The sequence below is a fragment of the Vibrio sp. 1CM7H genome (assembly GCF_023161645.1).
Classification (GTDB): domain Bacteria; phylum Pseudomonadota; class Gammaproteobacteria; order Enterobacterales; family Vibrionaceae; genus Vibrio; species Vibrio diabolicus.
The window spans coordinates 82,359-101,688 of sequence record NZ_JALNTV010000003.1 but is presented as its reverse complement, the minus strand read 5'-3'; the positions used below and the strand labels follow the sequence as shown (position 1 = coordinate 101,688).

The 19,330-nt window shown below is 45.2% G+C and carries 18 protein-coding genes and 2 tRNA genes; 4 read left to right on the top strand and 16 right to left on the bottom strand.

Features of this window, described 5'->3' with window-relative positions; translation table 11 throughout:
- Nucleotides 1–16 precede the first annotated feature (16 nt).
- Both zapD and yacG read left to right on the top strand, forming a co-directional pair.
- Complete coding sequence (gene zapD, locus MSG33_RS12625) at nt 17–757, top strand: cell division protein ZapD (protein ID WP_005396691.1); 741 nt, start codon at nt 17–19, stop codon at nt 755–757.
- A gap of 158 nt (nt 758–915) precedes the next feature.
- The gene (yacG, locus tag MSG33_RS12620) at nt 916–1,110 is read left to right on the top strand and encodes a DNA gyrase inhibitor YacG (RefSeq protein WP_005396692.1); all 195 of its coding nucleotides are present in this window, start codon (nt 916–918) and stop codon (nt 1,108–1,110) included.
- Between the two features lie 665 nt (nt 1,111–1,775).
- Here the strand turns inward: yacG and rplS are convergent.
- The 5 genes from rplS to ffh all read right to left on the bottom strand — a co-directional run bounded on the left by rplS (nt 1,776) and on the right by ffh (nt 5,359).
- Complete coding sequence (gene rplS / locus MSG33_RS12615) at nt 1,776–2,129, bottom strand: 50S ribosomal protein L19 (protein ID WP_005379971.1); 354 nt, start codon at nt 2,127–2,129, stop codon at nt 1,776–1,778.
- A 41-nt stretch (nt 2,130–2,170) separates the two neighbouring features.
- Nucleotides 2,171–2,914, bottom strand: coding sequence for a tRNA (guanosine(37)-N1)-methyltransferase TrmD (gene trmD / locus MSG33_RS12610; RefSeq protein ID WP_248381229.1), 744 nt, complete (start codon nt 2,912–2,914; stop codon nt 2,171–2,173).
- Nucleotides 2,915–2,941: 27 nt separating this feature from the next.
- The gene (gene rimM / locus MSG33_RS12605) at nt 2,942–3,490 is read right to left on the bottom strand and encodes a ribosome maturation factor RimM (RefSeq protein ID WP_005379964.1); all 549 of its coding nucleotides are present in this window, start codon (nt 3,488–3,490) and stop codon (nt 2,942–2,944) included.
- Between the two features lie 28 nt (nt 3,491–3,518).
- Nucleotides 3,519–3,767 (bottom strand): 30S ribosomal protein S16, encoded by a 249-nt coding sequence (gene rpsP / locus MSG33_RS12600; protein ID WP_005379962.1) that lies wholly within the window; start codon nt 3,765–3,767, stop codon nt 3,519–3,521.
- A gap of 209 nt (nt 3,768–3,976) precedes the next feature.
- Complete coding sequence (gene ffh / locus MSG33_RS12595) at nt 3,977–5,359, bottom strand: signal recognition particle protein (RefSeq protein ID WP_005385423.1); 1,383 nt, start codon at nt 5,357–5,359, stop codon at nt 3,977–3,979.
- A 224-nt stretch (nt 5,360–5,583) separates the two neighbouring features.
- Between ffh and MSG33_RS12590 the strand changes: the two genes are divergently transcribed.
- Both MSG33_RS12590 and MSG33_RS12585 read left to right on the top strand, forming a co-directional pair.
- A complete protein-coding gene (locus MSG33_RS12590; protein WP_005396694.1) occupies nt 5,584–6,378 on the top strand; it encodes an inner membrane protein YpjD in 795 nt (264 codons plus the stop codon).
- 124 nt (nt 6,379–6,502) lie between these two features.
- Nucleotides 6,503–7,771 carry a CNNM domain-containing protein gene (locus MSG33_RS12585; protein WP_005396696.1) on the top strand — a complete coding sequence of 423 codons (1,269 nt, stop codon included), beginning with the start codon at nt 6,503–6,505 and terminating at the stop codon, nt 7,769–7,771.
- Nucleotides 7,772–7,890: 119 nt separating this feature from the next.
- On the opposite strand, the gene luxS is transcribed toward MSG33_RS12585, so the two are convergent.
- From luxS to MSG33_RS12530, 11 genes are all read right to left on the bottom strand, one after another.
- Nucleotides 7,891–8,409, bottom strand: a complete 519-nt coding sequence (gene luxS / locus MSG33_RS12580; RefSeq protein ID WP_005396698.1) for an S-ribosylhomocysteine lyase — start codon at nt 8,407–8,409, stop codon at nt 7,891–7,893.
- Between the two features lie 84 nt (nt 8,410–8,493).
- A complete protein-coding gene (locus MSG33_RS12575; RefSeq protein WP_170903315.1) occupies nt 8,494–9,099 on the bottom strand; it encodes a hypothetical protein in 606 nt (201 codons plus the stop codon).
- A gap of 24 nt (nt 9,100–9,123) precedes the next feature.
- A complete protein-coding gene (gene gshA / locus MSG33_RS12570; protein WP_085342644.1) occupies nt 9,124–10,692 on the bottom strand; it encodes a glutamate--cysteine ligase in 1,569 nt (522 codons plus the stop codon).
- A 156-nt stretch (nt 10,693–10,848) separates the two neighbouring features.
- Nucleotides 10,849–13,692 carry a pitrilysin family protein gene (locus tag MSG33_RS12565; protein WP_104974814.1) on the bottom strand — a complete coding sequence of 948 codons (2,844 nt, stop codon included), beginning with the start codon at nt 13,690–13,692 and terminating at the stop codon, nt 10,849–10,851.
- A gap of 9 nt (nt 13,693–13,701) precedes the next feature.
- Nucleotides 13,702–14,163 carry a YqaA family protein gene (locus MSG33_RS12560; protein WP_005396704.1) on the bottom strand — a complete coding sequence of 154 codons (462 nt, stop codon included), beginning with the start codon at nt 14,161–14,163 and terminating at the stop codon, nt 13,702–13,704.
- Nucleotides 14,157–15,107: an NADP-dependent oxidoreductase gene (locus MSG33_RS12555; RefSeq protein WP_005396705.1), complete on the bottom strand. Its 951-nt coding sequence runs from the start codon at nt 15,105–15,107 to the stop codon at nt 14,157–14,159. Before MSG33_RS12555 ends, MSG33_RS12560 begins: the two co-directional genes overlap by 7 nt.
- Nucleotides 15,108–15,230: 123 nt before the next feature.
- Nucleotides 15,231–16,361: a sodium ion-translocating decarboxylase subunit beta gene (locus MSG33_RS12550; protein ID WP_005396706.1), complete on the bottom strand. Its 1,131-nt coding sequence runs from the start codon at nt 16,359–16,361 to the stop codon at nt 15,231–15,233.
- Between the two features lie 9 nt (nt 16,362–16,370).
- The gene (gene oadA, locus MSG33_RS12545) at nt 16,371–18,155 is read right to left on the bottom strand and encodes a sodium-extruding oxaloacetate decarboxylase subunit alpha (RefSeq protein WP_248381228.1); all 1,785 of its coding nucleotides are present in this window, start codon (nt 18,153–18,155) and stop codon (nt 16,371–16,373) included.
- 31 nt (nt 18,156–18,186) lie between these two features.
- Nucleotides 18,187–18,444, bottom strand: a complete 258-nt coding sequence (locus MSG33_RS12540; RefSeq protein WP_005379932.1) for an oxaloacetate decarboxylase subunit gamma — start codon at nt 18,442–18,444, stop codon at nt 18,187–18,189.
- A 555-nt stretch (nt 18,445–18,999) separates the two neighbouring features.
- A tRNA-Arg gene (locus tag MSG33_RS12535) sits at nt 19,000–19,076 on the bottom strand.
- 53 nt (nt 19,077–19,129) lie between these two features.
- Nucleotides 19,130–19,206, bottom strand: a tRNA-Arg gene (locus MSG33_RS12530).
- Nucleotides 19,207–19,330: the final 124 nt, after the last annotated feature.

The window sequence follows — 19,330 nt, the reverse complement described above, 5'->3', positions numbered from 1 at the left end:
ACAAAGGCTTATGTCGATGACCACGCACAAATTTGAACATCCGTTAAATGAGAAAACTCGTATTTATCTAAGAGTGGAGTCTCTGCTGCGTCAGGCTCACTTGGCCTCTGGGTTTAGCGAAAATCACCAGTACCAACTGTTTTTCCGTGCGTTATTCGATATGGTTGAAATCTTCGAACAGATCCAGCTGAAAAGTGAACTGGCCAAAGATTTAGAGAAACAACGATTGTCGTACCGCCATTGGCTAAATGTTGATGGCGTCGATCAAGACGCATTAAATACCCTACTACAAGAGATAGATGTCGTTCATAGCCAACTGATGGGTGCAGAGCGTTTTGGTCAAGCACTAAAAGAAGATCGCTTCTTAAGCTCTATCCGCCAACGCTTTAATCTACCGGGTGGTTCATGCTGTTTTGATTTGCCAGCGTTACATTACTGGCTTCACCTACCCATTGAACGCAAAAAGCATGATGCGCAGCAGTGGCAAGCAAGCTTAAGGCCCTTGTCTGATGCGCTTTCATTATGGTTAAAGCTCACTAGAGAGACCGGACATTTTAAAGCTCAAATCGGTCGTGCGGGTTTCTTCCAAAGTGACGCTGATGAAGCTAATATTCTAAGACTTCACATCCCAATGGAATATGGCGTTTATCCTATGATTTCTGGCCATAAAAACCGCTTTGCGATCAAGTTTATGTCGTTTGAAAACGGTCAAGCGTGCACACAAGATATTGAGTTTGAACTTGCTGTGTGCAGCTAAGGCGACACTAAGCCTCACCCCCACAATCTAAAATTCAACGCTTTATTGTTCGTATATTGGATAAAAATTCGTAGCAGCAATAGCGCGTTGAATAAGCCATCTTGAATTCATTTAGGTATACTACCCTTTAACACCAATTAGTAATGGGACGCTCAACTATGTCTAAAATTACCATCGTTCAATGCCCACAATGTGGCGCCGACGTAGAATGGGGAGAACAAAGTCCTCATCGCCCTTTCTGCAGTAAACAATGCCAAATGATTGATTTTGGTGAGTGGGCAGATGAAGAAAACACCATCCCAGGCGCCCCCGATATGTCCGACAGTGATGGCTGGTCTGAAGACCAGTATTAATTAAGGCACTAGGGTAAAGGAATATCCTAAGCTCCTTCTTGGGGAGTCTAAATCACGCTCTTTCGTCGCTGTCCAGAGTGACGAATTTTAACCGCAGAGCCCTGTAATCTTTGGTCATCATTTGCCGTCATTCCGAGGAGCCATAGCGACATCAGGAATCTACTCACAGCAAGGATGAAGCTAACAACTTAAACACTTGCATTTTCGACTAGTAGATTCTGAATCACGCTCCTTCGTCGCTGTTCAGAATGACGAATTTTAATCGCGGCGCCCTACAATCTTTGACCGTCATTTCTCGTCATTCCGAGGAGCCATAGCGACATCAGGAATCTACTCACTGTAAGGACACTTCTGAAGTTGACGACTTAAACACTAGTGCTCTCGACTAGTAGATTCTGAATCCCGCTACTTCGTCGCTATCCAGAATGATGAATTTTAACCATTGCGGTCTGTAATCGGTATTCATTCATCCCTTTTCTACTCTGACTATTTTGTGATCTAGCAAAGCTATTTTTATTCGAGCAAGGCGGAAGCGTGGAGAGTATGCCAGTGCATGAGCATCGACAGTACAGGTCGGGTGAAAAGAAACGAGCAAGCTAATTACACAAATAAAAAAACGGAGCCCTAAAAGGACTCCGTTTAAGATGAGAACGCTAGTTATAGCATTACTTCTTAGCAAGTTTCTCTTTGATACGAGCAGACTTACCAGAACGCTCACGTAGGTAGTACAACTTGGCACGACGTACTGCACCACGGCGTTTAACTTCGATGCTATCAACGATTGGAGAGTGTGTTTGGAACGTACGCTCAACACCTTCACCGTTAGAGATTTTACGTACAGTGAAAGCAGAGTGTAGACCACGGTTACGGATTGCGATTACAACGCCTTCGAAAGCCTGTAGACGCTCACGGTCACCTTCTTTTACCTTAACTTGAACTACAACAGTGTCACCTGGTGCAAATTTAGGTAGGTCTGATTTCATTTGCTCTTCTTCAAGAGCTTTGATGATGTTACTCATTTTTTAAATTCCTAGAATAAACTGATACTAAATAAATTAGGTTACTTTGCGTTATGTTCACTAATGAACTCAGCAAGTAATTGTTCCTGTTCGTCAGTCAGAGCTAGGTTTTCCAGGAGCTCTGGTCTTCTAAGCCAAGTTCGGCCCAGCGACTGTTTTAGTCGCCATTGACGAATGTCCTTGTGATTGCCTGACATCAGTACCGCTGGTACCTCTTTGTCATCCAATACTTCTGGACGCGTATAGTGAGGGCAATCTAACAAGCCATTTGCAAAAGAATCTTCTTCTGCTGACGCGAAATCCCCTAGTACACCCGGAACAAACCGAGAGACAGAGTCGATTAACGTCATGGCTGGTATCTCACCACCCGTCATCACAAAATCACCAATCGACCATTCTTCGTCGACTTCAGATTGAATGATGCGCTCATCTACCCCTTCATAACGACCACAAATCAGAAGTAAGTTCTCATTCGTTGCCAGTTCTTCCACTCCTTTCTGGTCGAGCTTGCGACCTTGAGGAGAAAGGTAGATGACTTTCGTCTTGCCCGGTGAGGCTGCTTTCGCGTTATGAATGGCATCGCGCAAAGGCTGAACCATCATTAACATACCAGGGCCACCACCGTAAGGTCGGTCATCGACAGTGCGATGTTTGTCGTGAGTAAAATCTCTAGGATTCCAAGTCTCAATCGACAAAAGACCTTTTTTAACCGCTTGACCTGTTACTCCAAAATCAGTAACAGAACGGAACATTTCAGGAAAAAGGCTAATAACGCCAACCCACATGTTTATCTCGCTCTGTAATTTTGGAGATTAGAATCCAGGATCCCAGTCAACTTCGATCCGTTGAGCTTCGCGATCAACATTAATGATCACTTGCTCTTCAAGGAACGGGATTAATCGTTCCTTCTGCCCGAAAGCATCTTTAAGATTTGCTTTAACAACCAGAACATCGTTTGAGCCAGTTTCTAGCATGTCAGTAACGACACCTAGATCGTAACCTTTAGTGGTTACAACTTGCATCCCAAACAATTCGCGCCAGTAGAACTCATCTTCTGACAATTCAGGAAGTACCGCAGGGTCAATAGCAATTTCAAAGTTCGTCATTAGATGCGCGTCTTCACGAACATCCATGCCTTCCAGCTTAGCCACCATACCTTTGTTATGACGCTTCCAGCTTTCTACTTTGTACTCAACCCACTTACCCTTTTGGTTAATGTACCAAGGGCTGTAATCGAAAATGCTTTCAGCATTGTCTGTGTAGGAAAAAACCTTAAGCCAACCTCGAATGCCGTAAGTAGCACCAAACTTGCCTACAACAATCTTTTCGTTGCTCATTGTTTCTTTACCTTTCATCGACATAAACTAGTTTCTACTTTTCAAGTAAAAATTAAGCCGCTTTTTGAGCGTCTTTAACTAGCTTAGCAACGCGGTCAGATACAGACGCGCCTTGACCAACCCAGTGGTTAACGCGGTCTAGGTCTAGACGTAGACCTTCTTCTTGACCTTTAGCAGTTGGGTTGAAGAAACCAACTTTCTCGATGAAACGGCCAGTTGCAGCGTTGCGGCTGTCCGCTACTACGATTTGATAAAATGGACGCTTTTTAGCGCCGTGACGTGCCAAACGAATGGTTACCATGTCGTCCTCTTTGCTTTCTCAAAAATAAAATTAACCCCAAAAACCATTCAAGAAATTAAACAGTTTGGGGTCTCGTGCCAAAATAAAGCTCCGGAATTTTACTCTTCTCCCGGAGCAATGCAAGGAGTTTAGTTACTTTTTCACCAACATAAATTGAATTTAAAGTTTGTGACGTACCTAACACCCTGAATCTATACGCGATCGATTAATTAACGACCAAATGGGTTGAAGCCACCGCCTCCACCCATGCCGCCCATCATGCCTTGCATGTTGCGCATCATGCCTTTCATGCCACCTTTTTGCATCTTTTTCATCATCTTCTGCATTTGGGTGAACTGTTTTAGTAAGCGGTTTACGTCTTGAACCTGCACACCAGAACCAGCCGCAATACGCTTCTTGCGCGAGCCTTTGATAATCTCTGGGCGTTGACGTTCTTTCATTGTCATGGAGCTGATGATCGCTTCCATCTGTTTGAACATCTTGTCATCGACTTTGTCTTTCACATTGTCTGGTAGCTGAGACATGCCAGGAAGCTTATCCATCATGCCCATCATGCCGCCCATGTTTTGCATCTGGCCTAGCTGTTCACGGAAATCTTCAAGGTCGAAACCTTTCTTCTCTTTGAACTTCTTCGCCAGCTTTTCTGCTTTTTCTTGGTCAACGTTGCGTTGTAGGTCTTCAATTAAAGACAGAACGTCACCCATACCAAGAATACGTGAAGCAACACGATCTGGATGGAACGGTTCTAGCGCGTCAGTTTTTTCACCGACACCCAAGAATTTGATTGGTTTGCCCGTTACATGGCGTACTGACAGTGCCGCACCACCACGAGCATCACCATCAACTTTAGTTAGAACCACACCAGTAAGAGGTAGCGCATCGCCAAAGGCTTTTGCTGTATTTGCTGCATCTTGACCCGTCATAGCGTCAACAACAAATAGCGTTTCTACTGGGTTGATAGCTGCGTGAAGATCTTTGATCTCCCCCATCATCTCTTCATCAATCGCCAAGCGACCTGCGGTATCGACAATCAATACGTCGTAGAATTTTTTCTTCGCATGGTCAATCGCTGCATTGGCGATATCAATAGGCTTCTGATCTGGTGATGAAGGGAAGAAGTCAACACCGATGTCTGATGCCAGCGTTTCAAGCTGCTTGATTGCCGCAGGGCGGTAAACGTCGGCAGACACAACCAAAACTTTCTTCTTGTCACGTTCTTTTAAAAGCTTAGATAGCTTACCTACCGATGTGGTTTTACCCGCACCTTGTAGACCCGCCATAAGAAGCACAGCAGGTGGTTGAGCGGCAAGGTTTAGCGCCTCATTCGACTCACCCATTACGGCTTCAAGTTCTGTTTGAACGATCTTGATAAATTCCTGACCTGGAGTCAGAGATTTAGAAACTTCTACACCTACCGCTTTTTCTTTAACGCGGTTAACAAATTCACGAACAACCGGAAGCGCAACGTCAGCTTCAAGTAAGGCCATTCGTACTTCACGTAGGGTCTCTTTAATGTTGTCTTCGGTCAGACGACCTTTGCCACTGATATTTTTCAGCGTTTTGGATAATCGATCCGTTAAATTCTCAAACATCTTTGTCTCTTCGCTAAAATGGCGATTAATTAGTGTGAGTATACATTAGCCAAGGTCTGAGTCATACCCGTACCGCTGCTCTATTCTTGTCTCTATTTCTATATGGTGCGGTAACTTATTAATTTCAATATCTCATCTCTCACGATTGATGTCGGATATAACGTAGCCCCAAAGTGTAATGCAAGGTATAATTTCCTCATTGTGCACAATAATATTTAGGATTCATGGATAGCTTAATAGCCATCGCGGCCGCCATACTTTATGTTTTGGCGATTGCGACCATCATACCCGGACTCTCACAGCAGTCAGGAATCAAAGCAAAAACAGTGTTTGCTAGTGCTGCCTGTGCGCTTGTTTTTCATGCGTGGATTTTGAGTGATCTGATTTTTGATGGTTCAGGTCAAAACCTTAGTATTCTCAACGTAGCCTCTTTGATCAGTTTTATTATTTCTCTGGTCATGAGCCTTGCTATGTTGAAAAATCGATTGTGGTTTTTATTGCCTGTCGTTTATAGCTTTGCTGCCATCAATTTATCTGCTGCCACATTTTTGCCAAGCACGTTTATCAAGCACCTAGAGAATGACCCTAAGCTACTCATTCACATTTCTTTTGCGCTGTTCTCATACGCAACTTTAACTATCGGTGCACTCTACGCACTTCAGCTGGCTTGGTTGGATCACAAACTGAAAACAAAAAAATCTTTGGCGATTAACCCAAACCTGCCGCCTTTATTAATGGTAGAGCGTCAGCTATTCAAAATCATTTTGATCGGTAACTTATTGTTAACTGGCACGCTCATTACTGGCTTTGTCTTTGTGCAGGATATGTTTGCTCAAGGTAAAGCGCATAAAGGCATTCTTTCTTTCATCGCTTGGATTGTGTACTCAATACTGCTTTGGGGTCATTATCAAAAAGGTTGGCGTGGTAGAAAAGTTACTTGGTTCGCTGTCGCAGGGGCAACGCTGTTAACTCTGGCGTATTTTGGCAGTCGCTTTGTGAAAGAAATCATCTTGAATTAAGGAGCTCTAGGGCTCCTATCCTTTATATTTTAGGCTAGATAAAATACAGTACGCCTTAACCCTTTGACTTAACGGACTTACTCAACCGTTATATAACCCAATACTTACAAGGAACAGCAACGTTTTGGACGACATCTCTACGGGTATCTTGTTTGCGCTACTCGCGTGTCTTATCGTCATATCAGGTTACTTTTCCGGCTCAGAAACAGGGATGATGTCTCTGAACCGTTATCGCTTAAAGCACTTAGCCAAAAATGGGCATAAAGGCGCTAAGCGAGTCGAAAGGCTATTAGACCGTCCAGATCGTTTGATTGGTCTTATTCTTATCGGCAACAACCTCGTTAATATTCTCGCGTCCGCCATCGCGACCATTATTGGTATGCGTTTGTATGGTGATTTAGGTGTCGCTATCGCAACCGGTGCACTGACTATGGTTGTATTGGTTTTTGCTGAAGTTACCCCAAAAACAATTGCAGCGCTGTACCCTGAACGCGTGTCTTACGCGAGCAGTATCCTACTGACCATATTGATGAAGTTACTATCGCCTTTGGTGATGCTCGTTAACTTTATTACGAATGGCTTTATTCGTTTACTTGGCGTAAAAGCCGATCACTCAGTAGAAGACCATCTTAGTTCCGATGAGCTGCGTACCGTAGTAAACGAAGCTGGCGGCTTGATCCCTCGCCGACACCAAGACATGTTGGTGTCTATTTTGGATCTTGAGCACGTCACTGTGAACGACATCATGGTGCCACGCAATGAGATTACCGGTATCGATATTAATGATGACTGGAAATCCATCGTTCGTCAGCTTACCCACTCACCACATGGACGCATTGTTTTTTATCGTGACCAAATTGATGAAGTGGTTGGCATGCTGCGCCTGCGTGAAGCTTACCGCCTGATGCTGGAAAAAAACGAGTTCAATAAAGAGACGCTATTACGTGCCGCGGATGAAGTCTATTACATCCCGGAAGGTACGCCACTGAACGTGCAAATGTTAAAGTTTCAACGGAATAAACAGCGCATTGGTCTAATTGTTGATGAATATGGCGACATTATTGGCTTGGTGACATTGGAAGATATTCTGGAAGAGATCATTGGCGAATTCACGACCTCGATTTCTCCAAGCCTTTCTGATGAAATCAGTCCTCAAGGTGATGGAAGCTTCCTCATTGAAGGCAGCACCAATATCCGAGATATCAACAAAGGCCTGAAATGGGATTTACCAACGGATGGCCCAAGAACGTTAAACGGTCTTATTTTGGAGCACCTGGAAGATATTCCAGAGAGCCATTTAAGCGTGAGAGTGGCTGGTCATCCAATGGAGCTTGTTGAGATTGAAGAAAACCGCATCAAGCTCGTTCGTGTTTATCCTAAAAAGAAAAAATAGCCCCTATCTACAAATCACGATGAGAAAAACTCACGATAAGAAATAAAAAGAAAAGAGCCTGATCATGTCAGGCTCTTTTTAGTTCTGGATAAATATGCTTCTTGATAAGTTTTTAGCAACTAGTCGATGCGCAGCTCTTTTAGCATCGATTCAGGCAAAGCAAGTTCATCATTTTTGTTCACCGATACACCAGCATCCAAAATGCTCTTTGCGATCTGTTGTGCTTCTTCTAAAGAGTGCATCGCTGCCGTGCCACATTGGTATTCGTTGAGTTCAGGGATCTTGTTCTGGCTTTCTACCTTTAGTACGTCTTCCATGGCCGCAATCCAAGCATCCGCTACTTGCTGCTCTGATGGAGTGCCAATCAGGCTCATGTAAAAGCCCGTGCGGCAACCCATAGGCGAAATATCGATGATCTCAACAGAATCGCTGTTTAGGTGATTGCGCATAAAGCCTGCATAAAGGTGCTCTAGTGTATGAATACCTTTTTCAGAAAGGATGTCTTTGTTTGGCGCGGTAAAGCGTAAATCGAAGACAGTAATCGTGTCCCCTTTTGGGGTCTGCATGGTCTTCGCCACTCGCACTGCCGGTGCATTCATGCGAGTGTGGTCCACGGTAAAACTATCGAGTAAAGGCATTACATCTCTCCTGATTGTAACTCCAATACCTCTCGGTACTGGATAAATGTCATTCATCCCTTCAGCACATAAACAGGCTGTGGGTTAAAAGAACCAGCTGCTGTTGTCTTCCAATTCCTGACGACATTGCTTCAGCTGCCAGCCATAAGTTTTTGCAGTTTGTTCAACACGTCGAGCGACTTTGATCAAACTAGGCTTTCGCTTATAAGTACCTCGCTTGTACCCACCTCGACCTTCATGATAAGCCAGATATTGACTGTATGGGTCCCATAACGAAATCCCTAGTTGGCGCCTCGTTTCGTGAGTATACCAACCGACAAACATCATTGAATCATCAAAGTTGGTACGAGAACCGCCCTGACCCGTCGCATCTTGGAAATCTTCCCAAGCAGGATCTTGAGCTTGAGCGTAACCATACGCACTGCTGACTCGTCCCCAAGGGATAAATCCCAATAAATAGTCTTTGGGTGGTTTCGCATCGTGCCGAAAGCTGCTTTCTTGTTTAATAATAGCCATAGCGACATGAATGGGAGTTCCCCACTTTTCTTCCATATCTTTGGCATCATCATACCAGCCGGATTTCTCTCGAAATATCTCACATAAATTATTCTGCTGCTTTGGCGGTGCAGTGGCACAACCTGCAAGTAACATGCTTCCGAGTACCGATACTACTAACGGTTTAATGTTCAATCCCACCCAACCTTTACCTATTCACTACTGCTTCAGATAAGCAAAGTAATCTTCCAAAAAATCATCAAAAGATAGCGTGTCACTTTGTTCCGCTTGCTTTTGCTTTTCTACTGACGACGCCACTTCCGTTTCCATCGTATCTTGTGAGTAGTACTGATAACCGTGAGCTAGATTTTCCTCGCGGTACTTCATGCCAAGCGCACAGCCGACTTTACCTAACCCACCAAGCTCTTTCGTCAGCTCTAAAAGTTGACCTGAAATCGTTAGTTCTGGGTTATCAATCCATGTCCCGAGTTTATTACACACATCTTGGTATGCACTGCCACCAGCAGCCATATCCATTTGCTGTGCTATCTGACGCAGCTCGACAAACACTCGATGCGCCCAATCTTGCAGAGATAGACGTTCACCTTGGCAACCAATTTGAAGCATTAGCCCTTTTTCACGACCAGAAACAATGACTTTGTTCCAGTTGTCGCGCCAACACTCTAATTCGCAGTTGTCCATTGGATCCGAGTCTGACAAGGCCGCCCAAGTCAGGAAGAGATCAAGGAATCGTACTTGCTCTTCATCCAACCCCACTGCGCTGAATGGGTTAACGTCTAGAGAGCGAACTTCAATGTACTCAACCCCACCGCGTCGTAACGCATCTGAAGGCTTCTCACCACTTTTCGACACGCGTTTCGGGCGAATTGGAGCGTATAGCTCGTTCTCAATTTGTAAAATATTGGAATTAAGCTGGCGGTATTCACCGTCCACTTTGACGCCTATTTTCGCAAACTCTTCTGATGGGTGACGAATCGCATCGCTCAAACCATCCAGATACTGATCAATGCTGTTAAAGCCAATTTTCAGTACACTTTGCGCACTATTGGTGTAGCCCAGATCGCTCAAACGCAAAGACGTCGATTTCGGCAAATACAAAGTGCCGCCAATTTTCTCGAATGGCAGATCGGTTTCACGACCTTGAATAAAAGAGCCGCATAACGCTGGCGATGCACCGAAGAAATACGGAATCATCCAACCAAAACGGTAATAGTTACGGATCAGCGCAAAGTAGGCATCAGACTTAGCATCTTGGCGGGCTTGTTCATCTTGCTCGCCGTATAGCGCATCCCAAAATGTCTCAGGGAACGAGAAGTTAAAATGCACACCTGAAATGATTTGCATCAGGCTGCCATAGCGGCGTTTTAGGCCTTCTCGGTACAGGGTTTTCATTTTTGCTGCATTCGAAGAGCCGTACTGAGCAAGCTGAATATCCTCTTCCGAGCCAACATAACATGGCATAGAAAGAGGCCACATCTTTTCTTCACCCATTTTTGTCTGCGTGAAGTGATGGATATCTTTCAGTTGTGCCATCAGTTCTGGAATTTCATGTGACACAGGAGTAATGAACTCTAACAATGATTCAGAAAAATCAGTAGTGATCCATTGGTTTGTGAACGCTGAGCCTAACCCCTCTGGATGAGGTGTTGTTGCTAGATGTCCATCCTGACGATAGCGCAAAGTTTCTCGCTCAACACCGCGTCCAAACTGCTTAAATACTTCGGGGTTTGATGCAACTTTTTTTAGTCGCGCAGCAAAATCAGTCAAAATGAGGTTCGCTTATATTGGGAGCAGGACACTTATCACAAAGGACAAGTGTAAGCTAAGTTATTGATATTTAATGCATCTAGATAAATAACCCACGAAAAGTCGCTTATCTAGATGAATAGCGGAGAAACGTTTCTCCGCTATTAAATGTGTACTCTATCGAATGATTTCAAGCTCTTCTACGTCTTTCCCCAACTTTTCTAATTGAGGACGCAGTGATTTAGCATCACCAACGACGATAATTTGATAGTCATTTGGATCAAACCACTTTTGAGCCAGTGCATTCAAAGTCTGCTTATCGACTTTTTCTACGATAGCGTTTCTTTGCTGCAAGTAATCTTGATCGAGGTTGTACTTAAGAATATCACTGATGAGTTCCGCTTTTTGTGTTGGCGTTTCATATTTCAGTGCATCTTTTTGACCGACCGCTTGACGCATAAATTTCATCTCTTCATCAGTAATTCCTGACTGCGAGTATTCATTTAGCTCATTTTCCATCTCAATGATAGAAGCAACCGTTGCATCCGCTCGTACTTGCGCGGTGAAAACAACCGAGCCAGTTTCTGGATTTCCAGAGAAGTAGCCGTAAGCGCCGTATGTGTAACCCTTGTCTTCACGTAGGTTTTGGTTAATGCGGCTATTGAAGTTTCCAGCTAAGTTGAAGTTTGCCAGTTGGCTTAGGTAAAAATCGCCCGTTGCATCGTAAGGCATACCCTGACGAACCATCATGACCACACTTTGTGGTGCACCTGGTTTATCAACAAGATGGATCTTTTGCTCACCTAATGCAGCGATGCTTTGCGGTGCATACAATGGTGCAGCTTCATCCTGCCAGTTTTTCCAGAACGTCAGTTGCTGTTCAATTTCCTGTTGATCAATGTCACCAACAACGACGATTTGTGCACTTTGTGGCGTGTAATGCTTCGAGTAGAATTCACGGACATCATCCAACGTTAGTGCACTGACACCTGCTTGCGTGCCGTCTTTTGGTCGAGCAAAAACAGAGTCCCCATAGAGCACCTGGCGAGTCGCTTGTGATGCCATCCAACTTGGGTTTTGATGCTCATACACAAGACCTTCTAGCGCTTGCATCTTCACACGCTCAAAGTCTGCTTGCTTGAATGCAGGAGACAGCAACATCTCTTCGACAATTTTCAACGTCGGCTCTAAGTTCTTTTCTAAAGCAGAAACGCTGATGTTTGTTGTGTAGCCTGTTGCATTCACGGAGATGACACTACCTAGTTTATCGAGCTCAGCTTGAATCTCTTCGACACTACGTTTCGTTGTGCCTTCTTGCAACATCGCGGCGGTCAATTGGGCAAGACCTTCTTTGCCCTTTTCAACAAAACGTGTTCCCGCAGGTAAACTAAACTGCATCATGACCGTTGGTGTTTCATCGCTAACCGCGCCAAGCAACTCCGAGCCATTATTAAAATGAAGCTCGTACAACTCAGGCATCGTCGCTTTCACTGGCTCCCCTACAGGCGGTTGCACAGAGCGATCGAAGTTATCGGTCGCACGACGATACGCCAATTGATCATCAGTGATCTTCTCGTATTCTGGTAGCGTACGTTTTGGCGTCACAAAGGTCGCTGGTTTTACGACAAGGTCAGTTTTTCCTTTTGGTACCACGCTTAGGGTCACTTTGTTCTTACCTTGGATAAAATCCGTATACGCTTTTTCTACCGATGCAGGTGTCACTGCGCGGATCTGCTCAAGTTGTTGCTCAAGACGGTCTGGATCGCCGAAGAATGTCTCGTTGGATGCCAACTGCGTTACTTTGCCTTTAACGCTTTCTAATGCAAAGATAGCATCCGCTTCCGCCTTACCCTTCAATTGTTCAAGGCGATCTTCTGTTACGCCTTTTTCAGCAAACTGATTAAGTGACTGTAAAAGCTCGTCGTACAGTTTTGATAGGTCGCCTTTGTCCCCAGAGTCACCCATTGCATAAACGTAAAAGTTACACGCCAGTTCTGCACAGTCATGGAATGAGCCCGCATCGACGGCTTTTTGAGTCTTGACTAAGTCTTGGTAGAGCACGCTGTTTGTACCACCACCTAGCACTTCAGATAGCGTATCAAGAGACGCTTGGCTTTCTTCGCCGTTGTAAGTTGTTGGCCACGCGATCATCACCATCGGTTGTTGAATGCGATCTTCTAGCGTGATGTATTTGTCTTCTTGCAGTTTTGCAGGTTGTTTCGGCGCATTTTCAACCTCTGGCCCACGAGGAATCGAACCGAAGTACTTATTTACCCACTCAAGAGTTTGTTCAACGTCTAAGTCACCACCGATCGTGATAGTCGCATTGTTTGGGCCATACCAACGCAAGAAAAACGCTTTGAGATCGTTCACATCAACACGGTCAAGATCTTCAACATAACCAATGGTTTGCCACGAATACGGATGACCTTCAGGATATAGCGCTTCAGACATGCGCTCCCAAATTAAGCCATAAGGTCTATTATCGTAACGCTGAGCTCGCTCATTTTTTACAGTTGAACGCTGAATTTCAAATTTGCGTTGAGAAACCGCATCCAGCAAAAAGCCCATACGGTCAGACTCTAACCACAGCATTTTCTCTAGCTGGTTAGCCGGGACAGTTTCAAAGTAGTTAGTACGATCGCGGTTTGTCGTACCATTTAACGTACCTCCAGCCTCTGTGATGATTCTGAAGTGCTCTTGGTCACCAACGTTCTCTGAACCTTGGAACATCATGTGCTCAAAGAAATGCGCAAAACCAGACTTACCCACTTCTTCACGAGCCGAACCAACATGGTAAGTCACATCCACATGGACCAATGGGTCGGAATCTTCAGGAGCTAAGATCACCGTTAAGCCATTATCGAGTTTATACTTTTGGTATGGAATCTTAACTTTGCCTTCTTCCGCTTTCGATGACTCAACGAAAGTTACCCCTTCCGGCAGTGATGAAACTGGCGTATTTGATACACAGCCCGTGATCACCAAAAGTGAACACGCGCTAACCCAAAACATCTTCATGTACTTTCCTTAAAATAATCCGAGATAGATGGCCGCAAGTAAGCTATACCTAGCAGCCTTTCCTAAAAATATTAAAATCACGCAAGGCAGAAACTTCATTCTCAGCCACCCTGCGGCTAAACACAGCGGGTCTCCAATCACGGGTAACCAGCTAAAAAATAATCCCCAATAGCCATACTTTGACAGCCACTTTAATGCGGTATGACCGTGCTTTTCTTCTTGCGCTTTGTTGGGAATCCACAAGCCAAGCCAATAATTTGTTAAGCCACCAAGCGTATTGCCGATAGTGGCGACCATAATAATTGACGAAACGGAATATTGATTTAATGAGAGAGTGGCAACTAAGCCCGCCTCAGAGCCACCAGGTAACAAAGTGGCACTGAGAAAACCGGTCATGAAAAGCACCCATAATGCTGAATCTGAAAACCAAAGCGCTAAACTTTCAAAGCTCGTATTAAATGCTTCTAGCATGTCATATCAAGCAACACCTTGCCTCTGGTTCTTCCTGATTCAACTTGCTGGTGAGCAGCAATCACATCACTCATCGGATAAACCTGTTGAATTTCAGTCTTCAGTAAACCAACGCCAACCATGTACAACAAGGTATCTAATTGCGCTGGATCTGGCTCAACCAACATGCCGTTAGCCTCAAAGCCTAGGAGTTTGGCTTTTTCACAAATCAGCTCAGCTGTGATGGTTGGAACGGTTATGACTCTCGCACCGTCTTTCAGGCATTTAAGCGCATCTAACGCGGCATCTCCACCTACTAAATCAATCAAAACATCAACGTCTTCAACACGTTCTGACACTGGTGCAAATTGATAGTTCACTGCGTGAGCGCCAAGGGTAGCCAGGTAGTCTAAATTTCGTTCACTGCAGGTTGTAAAGACTTCCGCTTTAGTCGCGACCGCGATTTGTACCGCTAGGTGTCCAACGCCACCGGCTCCTGCGAGGATAAGTACGCGATCGTTTTCTGTCACATTGGCTTTGCTGAGTGCTTGTGCCGCAGTTTGGCCAGCCAACGGTAATGCTGCGGCAGCCTCTAAAGTAACTGAACTGGGAACATGACTTAACTCAGCTTCTGGAACACATACGTACTGACTGTACCCACCGCCTCGGACTGGGAAACCGATAAATCCAGCCACCTCATCACCATCATTAAAACGCGACGCCCCCTCTCCACAAGACACGACTTTTCCTGAGATGTCGTAACCTGGTACCCAAGGTAAATTATCCTTGTTCTGCGCAGCTGCCCAACCGAGTCCGGCTCGAGTTTTAACATCAATAGGATTTACGCCTGAAAAAGCGACTTTTACTAAGACTTCACCAGGCTGTGGTGATGGTGTAGAAGCATGTTGAATCGCGAGTACGTTGGCATCACCAAATTCAGTGATAACGATCTGTTTGTGTTCCATAAACCATTCCCTGCAAGAAAACAAAAAGGGATGCGAAAGCATCCCTTTGACTATAAACCATTTTGTTAACCGAAGTTAATCGTGATTTTGTAAATTGGTTGATCATTCCATTTTCGGTAATGACTAGCCGACAAGTGCTAGCAAGATACCAGCGGCCACTGCTGAGCCCAATACACCTGCAACGTTTGGTCCCATCGCATGCATCAACAAGAAGTTTTGCGGGTTAGCTTGTAAGCCGACTTTGTTCACCACACGCGCGGCCATTGGTACCGCAGAAACGCCAGCCGCACCAATAAGTGGGTTGATGTCTTCTTTTGAGAACTTGTTCAGCAACTTAGCCATTAGCACACCGGCCCCCGTACCAATACTGAACGCAACCGCACCAAGCCCTAGAATGCCTAATGTTTCTAAGTTCAGGAATTGATCCGCTTGCAGCTTCGAGCCAACCCCTAAGCCCAAGAAGATCGTCACGATGTTGATCAGCTCATTTTGTGCGGTTTTCGATAGACGATCGACCACACCCGCTTCACGCATTAAGTTACCAAGACAGAACATACCGACAAGAGGCGTTGCTGAAGGTAGGAAAAGAATCGTCATGAGTAATACTGCCATCGGGAACAATACCTTTTCCCATTTACCCACGTGACGCAGTTGCGCCATTTGAATCTCACGTTCTTCCTTAGTGGTTAGCGCCTTCATGATTGGCGGCTGAATGATTGGCACTAAAGCCATGTAGCTGTACGCGGCTACAGCAATCGCACCAAGCAAATCTGGTGATAACTTACTTGCTAAGAAAATCGCCGTTGGGCCATCCGCACCACCGATGATAGCGATAGACGATGCATCCGCCATGGAGAACTCCATGCCAGGTACATAGTTGAGCAAAATAGCGCCAAACAGCGTCGCAAAAATACCAAACTGAGCTGCCGCACCTAGCCACAACGTTTTTGGGTTTGCGATCAAAGCACCAAAGTCGGTCATCGCCCCCACCCCCATGAAGATCAACAACGGGAACACACCCGATTCAATCCCAATGTAGTAAACGTAGTAGAGCAAGCCGCCAGGCTCAGTAAAGCCAGCATTTGGAATATTCGCCAAGATAGCACCAAAACCAATCGGCAATAACAGTAAAGGTTCAAAGCCTTTTTTGATTGCCAAAAACAGCAAGGTACAACCAACCAGCATCATACAGATTTGGCCGAACTCGAAGTTAGCGATCCCTGTTTCTGCCCAAAGGGTTAACAATCCGTCCATGATACTCCCTTACGCCAGGCTCAACAGAGGCGCACCTACTGTGACAGCATCGCCTTCTTTAACGTTCAACTCTTGAACCACACCACCACGCGCCGCACGCACTTCTGTTTCCATCTTCATTGCTTCAAGAATCAGTAGTACATCGCCTTCAGCCACTTCAGCACCAGGCTGAACATTCACTTTAAAGATGTTACCGGCAAGAGGAGCAGGCACCGCTTCAGCAGAAGCGCTAGAAGGTGCGCTAGGTGCCGTCGATTTTGCAGGCGCCGCAGAAGGAGCGACAGAGGTTAGCTCGCCTTGAGGACCAACTTCCACCTCATACACCTGTCCGTCAACACGTACGCTATAAGTTTCTACTCCACCAGTTGCTGGTTGCGCCGCAGGTACGGCAGGCTTCGCGGCTTCTAGCGTTGGTGCAGGTTCAAATGCTTCTGGGTTTTCACGATTCTTAAGGAACTTAAGACCAACTTGAGGGAAAAGCGCATAAGTAAGTACATCATCAACACGTTCACTTGCTAGCTTAATACCTTCTGATTTCGCTTTCTCCATTAGATCAACAGTAAGCGTCTCCATTTCAGGCTCAAGCAAATCGGCAGGACGACACGTAATAGGCTCTTTGCCATCAAGTACTTTAGCTTGCAGCTCTGCATTTAACTCGGCTGGCGCTTGACCGTATTCGCCTTTCAATAGACCAGCGGTTTCCTTAGTAATGCTCTTATAGCGTTCGCCAGTAAGAACGTTAATCACCGCTTGCGTTCCGACGATCTGCGAAGTTGGAGTCACCAATGGAATGAAACCAAGATCTTCGCGAACACGAGGGATCTCTTCTAAGACTTCATCAATGCGATCCGCCGCGCCCTGTTCTTTCAACTGGCCTTCCATGTTAGTCAGCATGCCGCCAGGCACTTGAGCAATCAGGATGCGAGAGTCTACACCTTTCAACTGACCTTCCCACTTTGCGTACTTCTTACGTACTTCACGGAAATACGCGGCGATAGGTTCTAGTTGCTCGAGCTTCAAATTCGTATCTCGCTCGGTTCCTTCTAGCATCGCGACTACCGTTTCCGTCGGTGTGTGACCATAGGTACAACTCATTGAAGAAATCGCTGTATCGAGAATATCAATACCAGCTTCAACTGCTTTTACCGCTGTCGCAGTAGACAAGCCTGTCGTCGCGTGACAATGAAGTGCTAATGGCACATCACAAGACGCTTTGATACGCGTGATAAGCTCTTCCGCTTCATAAGGCTTGAGTAAGCCAGACATATCTTTAATACACAGTGAATGACAACCTAAATCCTCTAGGCGTTTTGCCAAGTCAACCCAAGTGTCTGCGTTATGCACAGGGCTTGTTGTGTAAGACAGCGTACCTTGAGCATGTGCGCCAACATCGACCGTTGCTTTAACAGCCTTCTGGAAGTTTCGCACGTCATTCATTGCATCAAAGATACGGAATACGTCCATACCGTTAGCATGTGCGCGTTCAACGAACTTCTCTACTACGTCGTCGGCATAATGGCGGTATCCTAAAAGGTTTTGACCACGCAGTAGCATTTGCATTGGCGTATTGGGCATCGCTTTTTTCAGCTCACGTAAACGCTCCCAAGGATCTTCCCCTAAGAATCGAATACAAGAATCAAACGTTGCGCCACCCCAAGTCTCTAGAGACCAGTAACCAATCTTATCCAACTCAGCTGCGATAGGCAGCATATCCTCAATACGCATACGCGTAGCAAATAGTGATTGATGGGCATCACGAAGGACCACATCTGTAATAGCTAGTGGTTTAGACATGCTCTTAAACTCCTTTTTAATCCTGGTTCGGCTACTTCGCGAATGAGGCGCGATGTTTATGAATCGCAGCCGAGATCGCCGCCACTACTTGTGGACTAACAGCTGAAGAGGTTGATTGAATATTAGTATTTGTTTTTGGTGCTGCGATCGGCTCTGGTACTTCTTCTGGTACCAATTTCGACATTAGCCGAACGAGATAAACAAGAATAGTGAGGAAAATAAATACGACCGCCATCCCCGTTAGCATCAGGGTGGCCGCATCTACTAGCAGGCTTCCTATATTAGTCATGTTGCTTCCTTTCTTTGTCATCCTGACAACGTGCAGGACTTTAATAGCGTCAAATCCCGACCAATGGATTATCTCGATTGGTTAAATTTTGTCAATTTTGTTTAAGGGAGGTTTGTAATAATCCTGATAAATGATTATTTATTCACTACCCAGATCACAGTTCATGACAAAATAATTACTGCGAATCTGCTATCTCCTTACGAACAGAGTAAAGGAGGACATAAATAAAAACTGCGATTTGGATTTCAAAACCAAATCGAGATTTACACATAAAAACTAATAAAAACAAAAGGATGCCATTTTATAACAATTAGTAAACAAATAAAAAACAAAGAAGTTACATGTAAACAGTCAAAGTGAAAGAAACGGAAATCAATATACAGGAGAGATAGTAAGGATGGATTCACAAACTACAGCAGAAACTTTATTCCAAATTGCTTAGATAAGCACATATTCGCTTTTGGAAAAGAAGGACCTCGCCTCTAACAACTCTAGGCTATAGTTCCTGATGTCCAGATACAAAAAAGCCTCGCAATTGCGAGGCTTTTTTTTAAGTGGCGCGTCCTGGAGGATTCGAACCTCCGACCGCCTGGTTCGTAGCCAGGTACTCTATCCAGCTGAGCTAAGGACGCGCAAGTTTTCGATATCGACTTTCATCAATATCAGGGCATTACCCTTTAATAAGTGGCGCGTCCTGGAGGATTCGAACCTCCGACCGCCTGGTTCGTAGCCAGGTACTCTATCCAGCTGAGCTAAGGACGCGCAAGTTTTCGATATCGACTTTCATCAATATCAGGGCATTACCCTTTAATAAGTGGCGCGTCCTGGAGGATTCGAACCTCCGACCGCCTGGTTCGTAGCCAGGTACTCTATCCAGCTGAGCTAA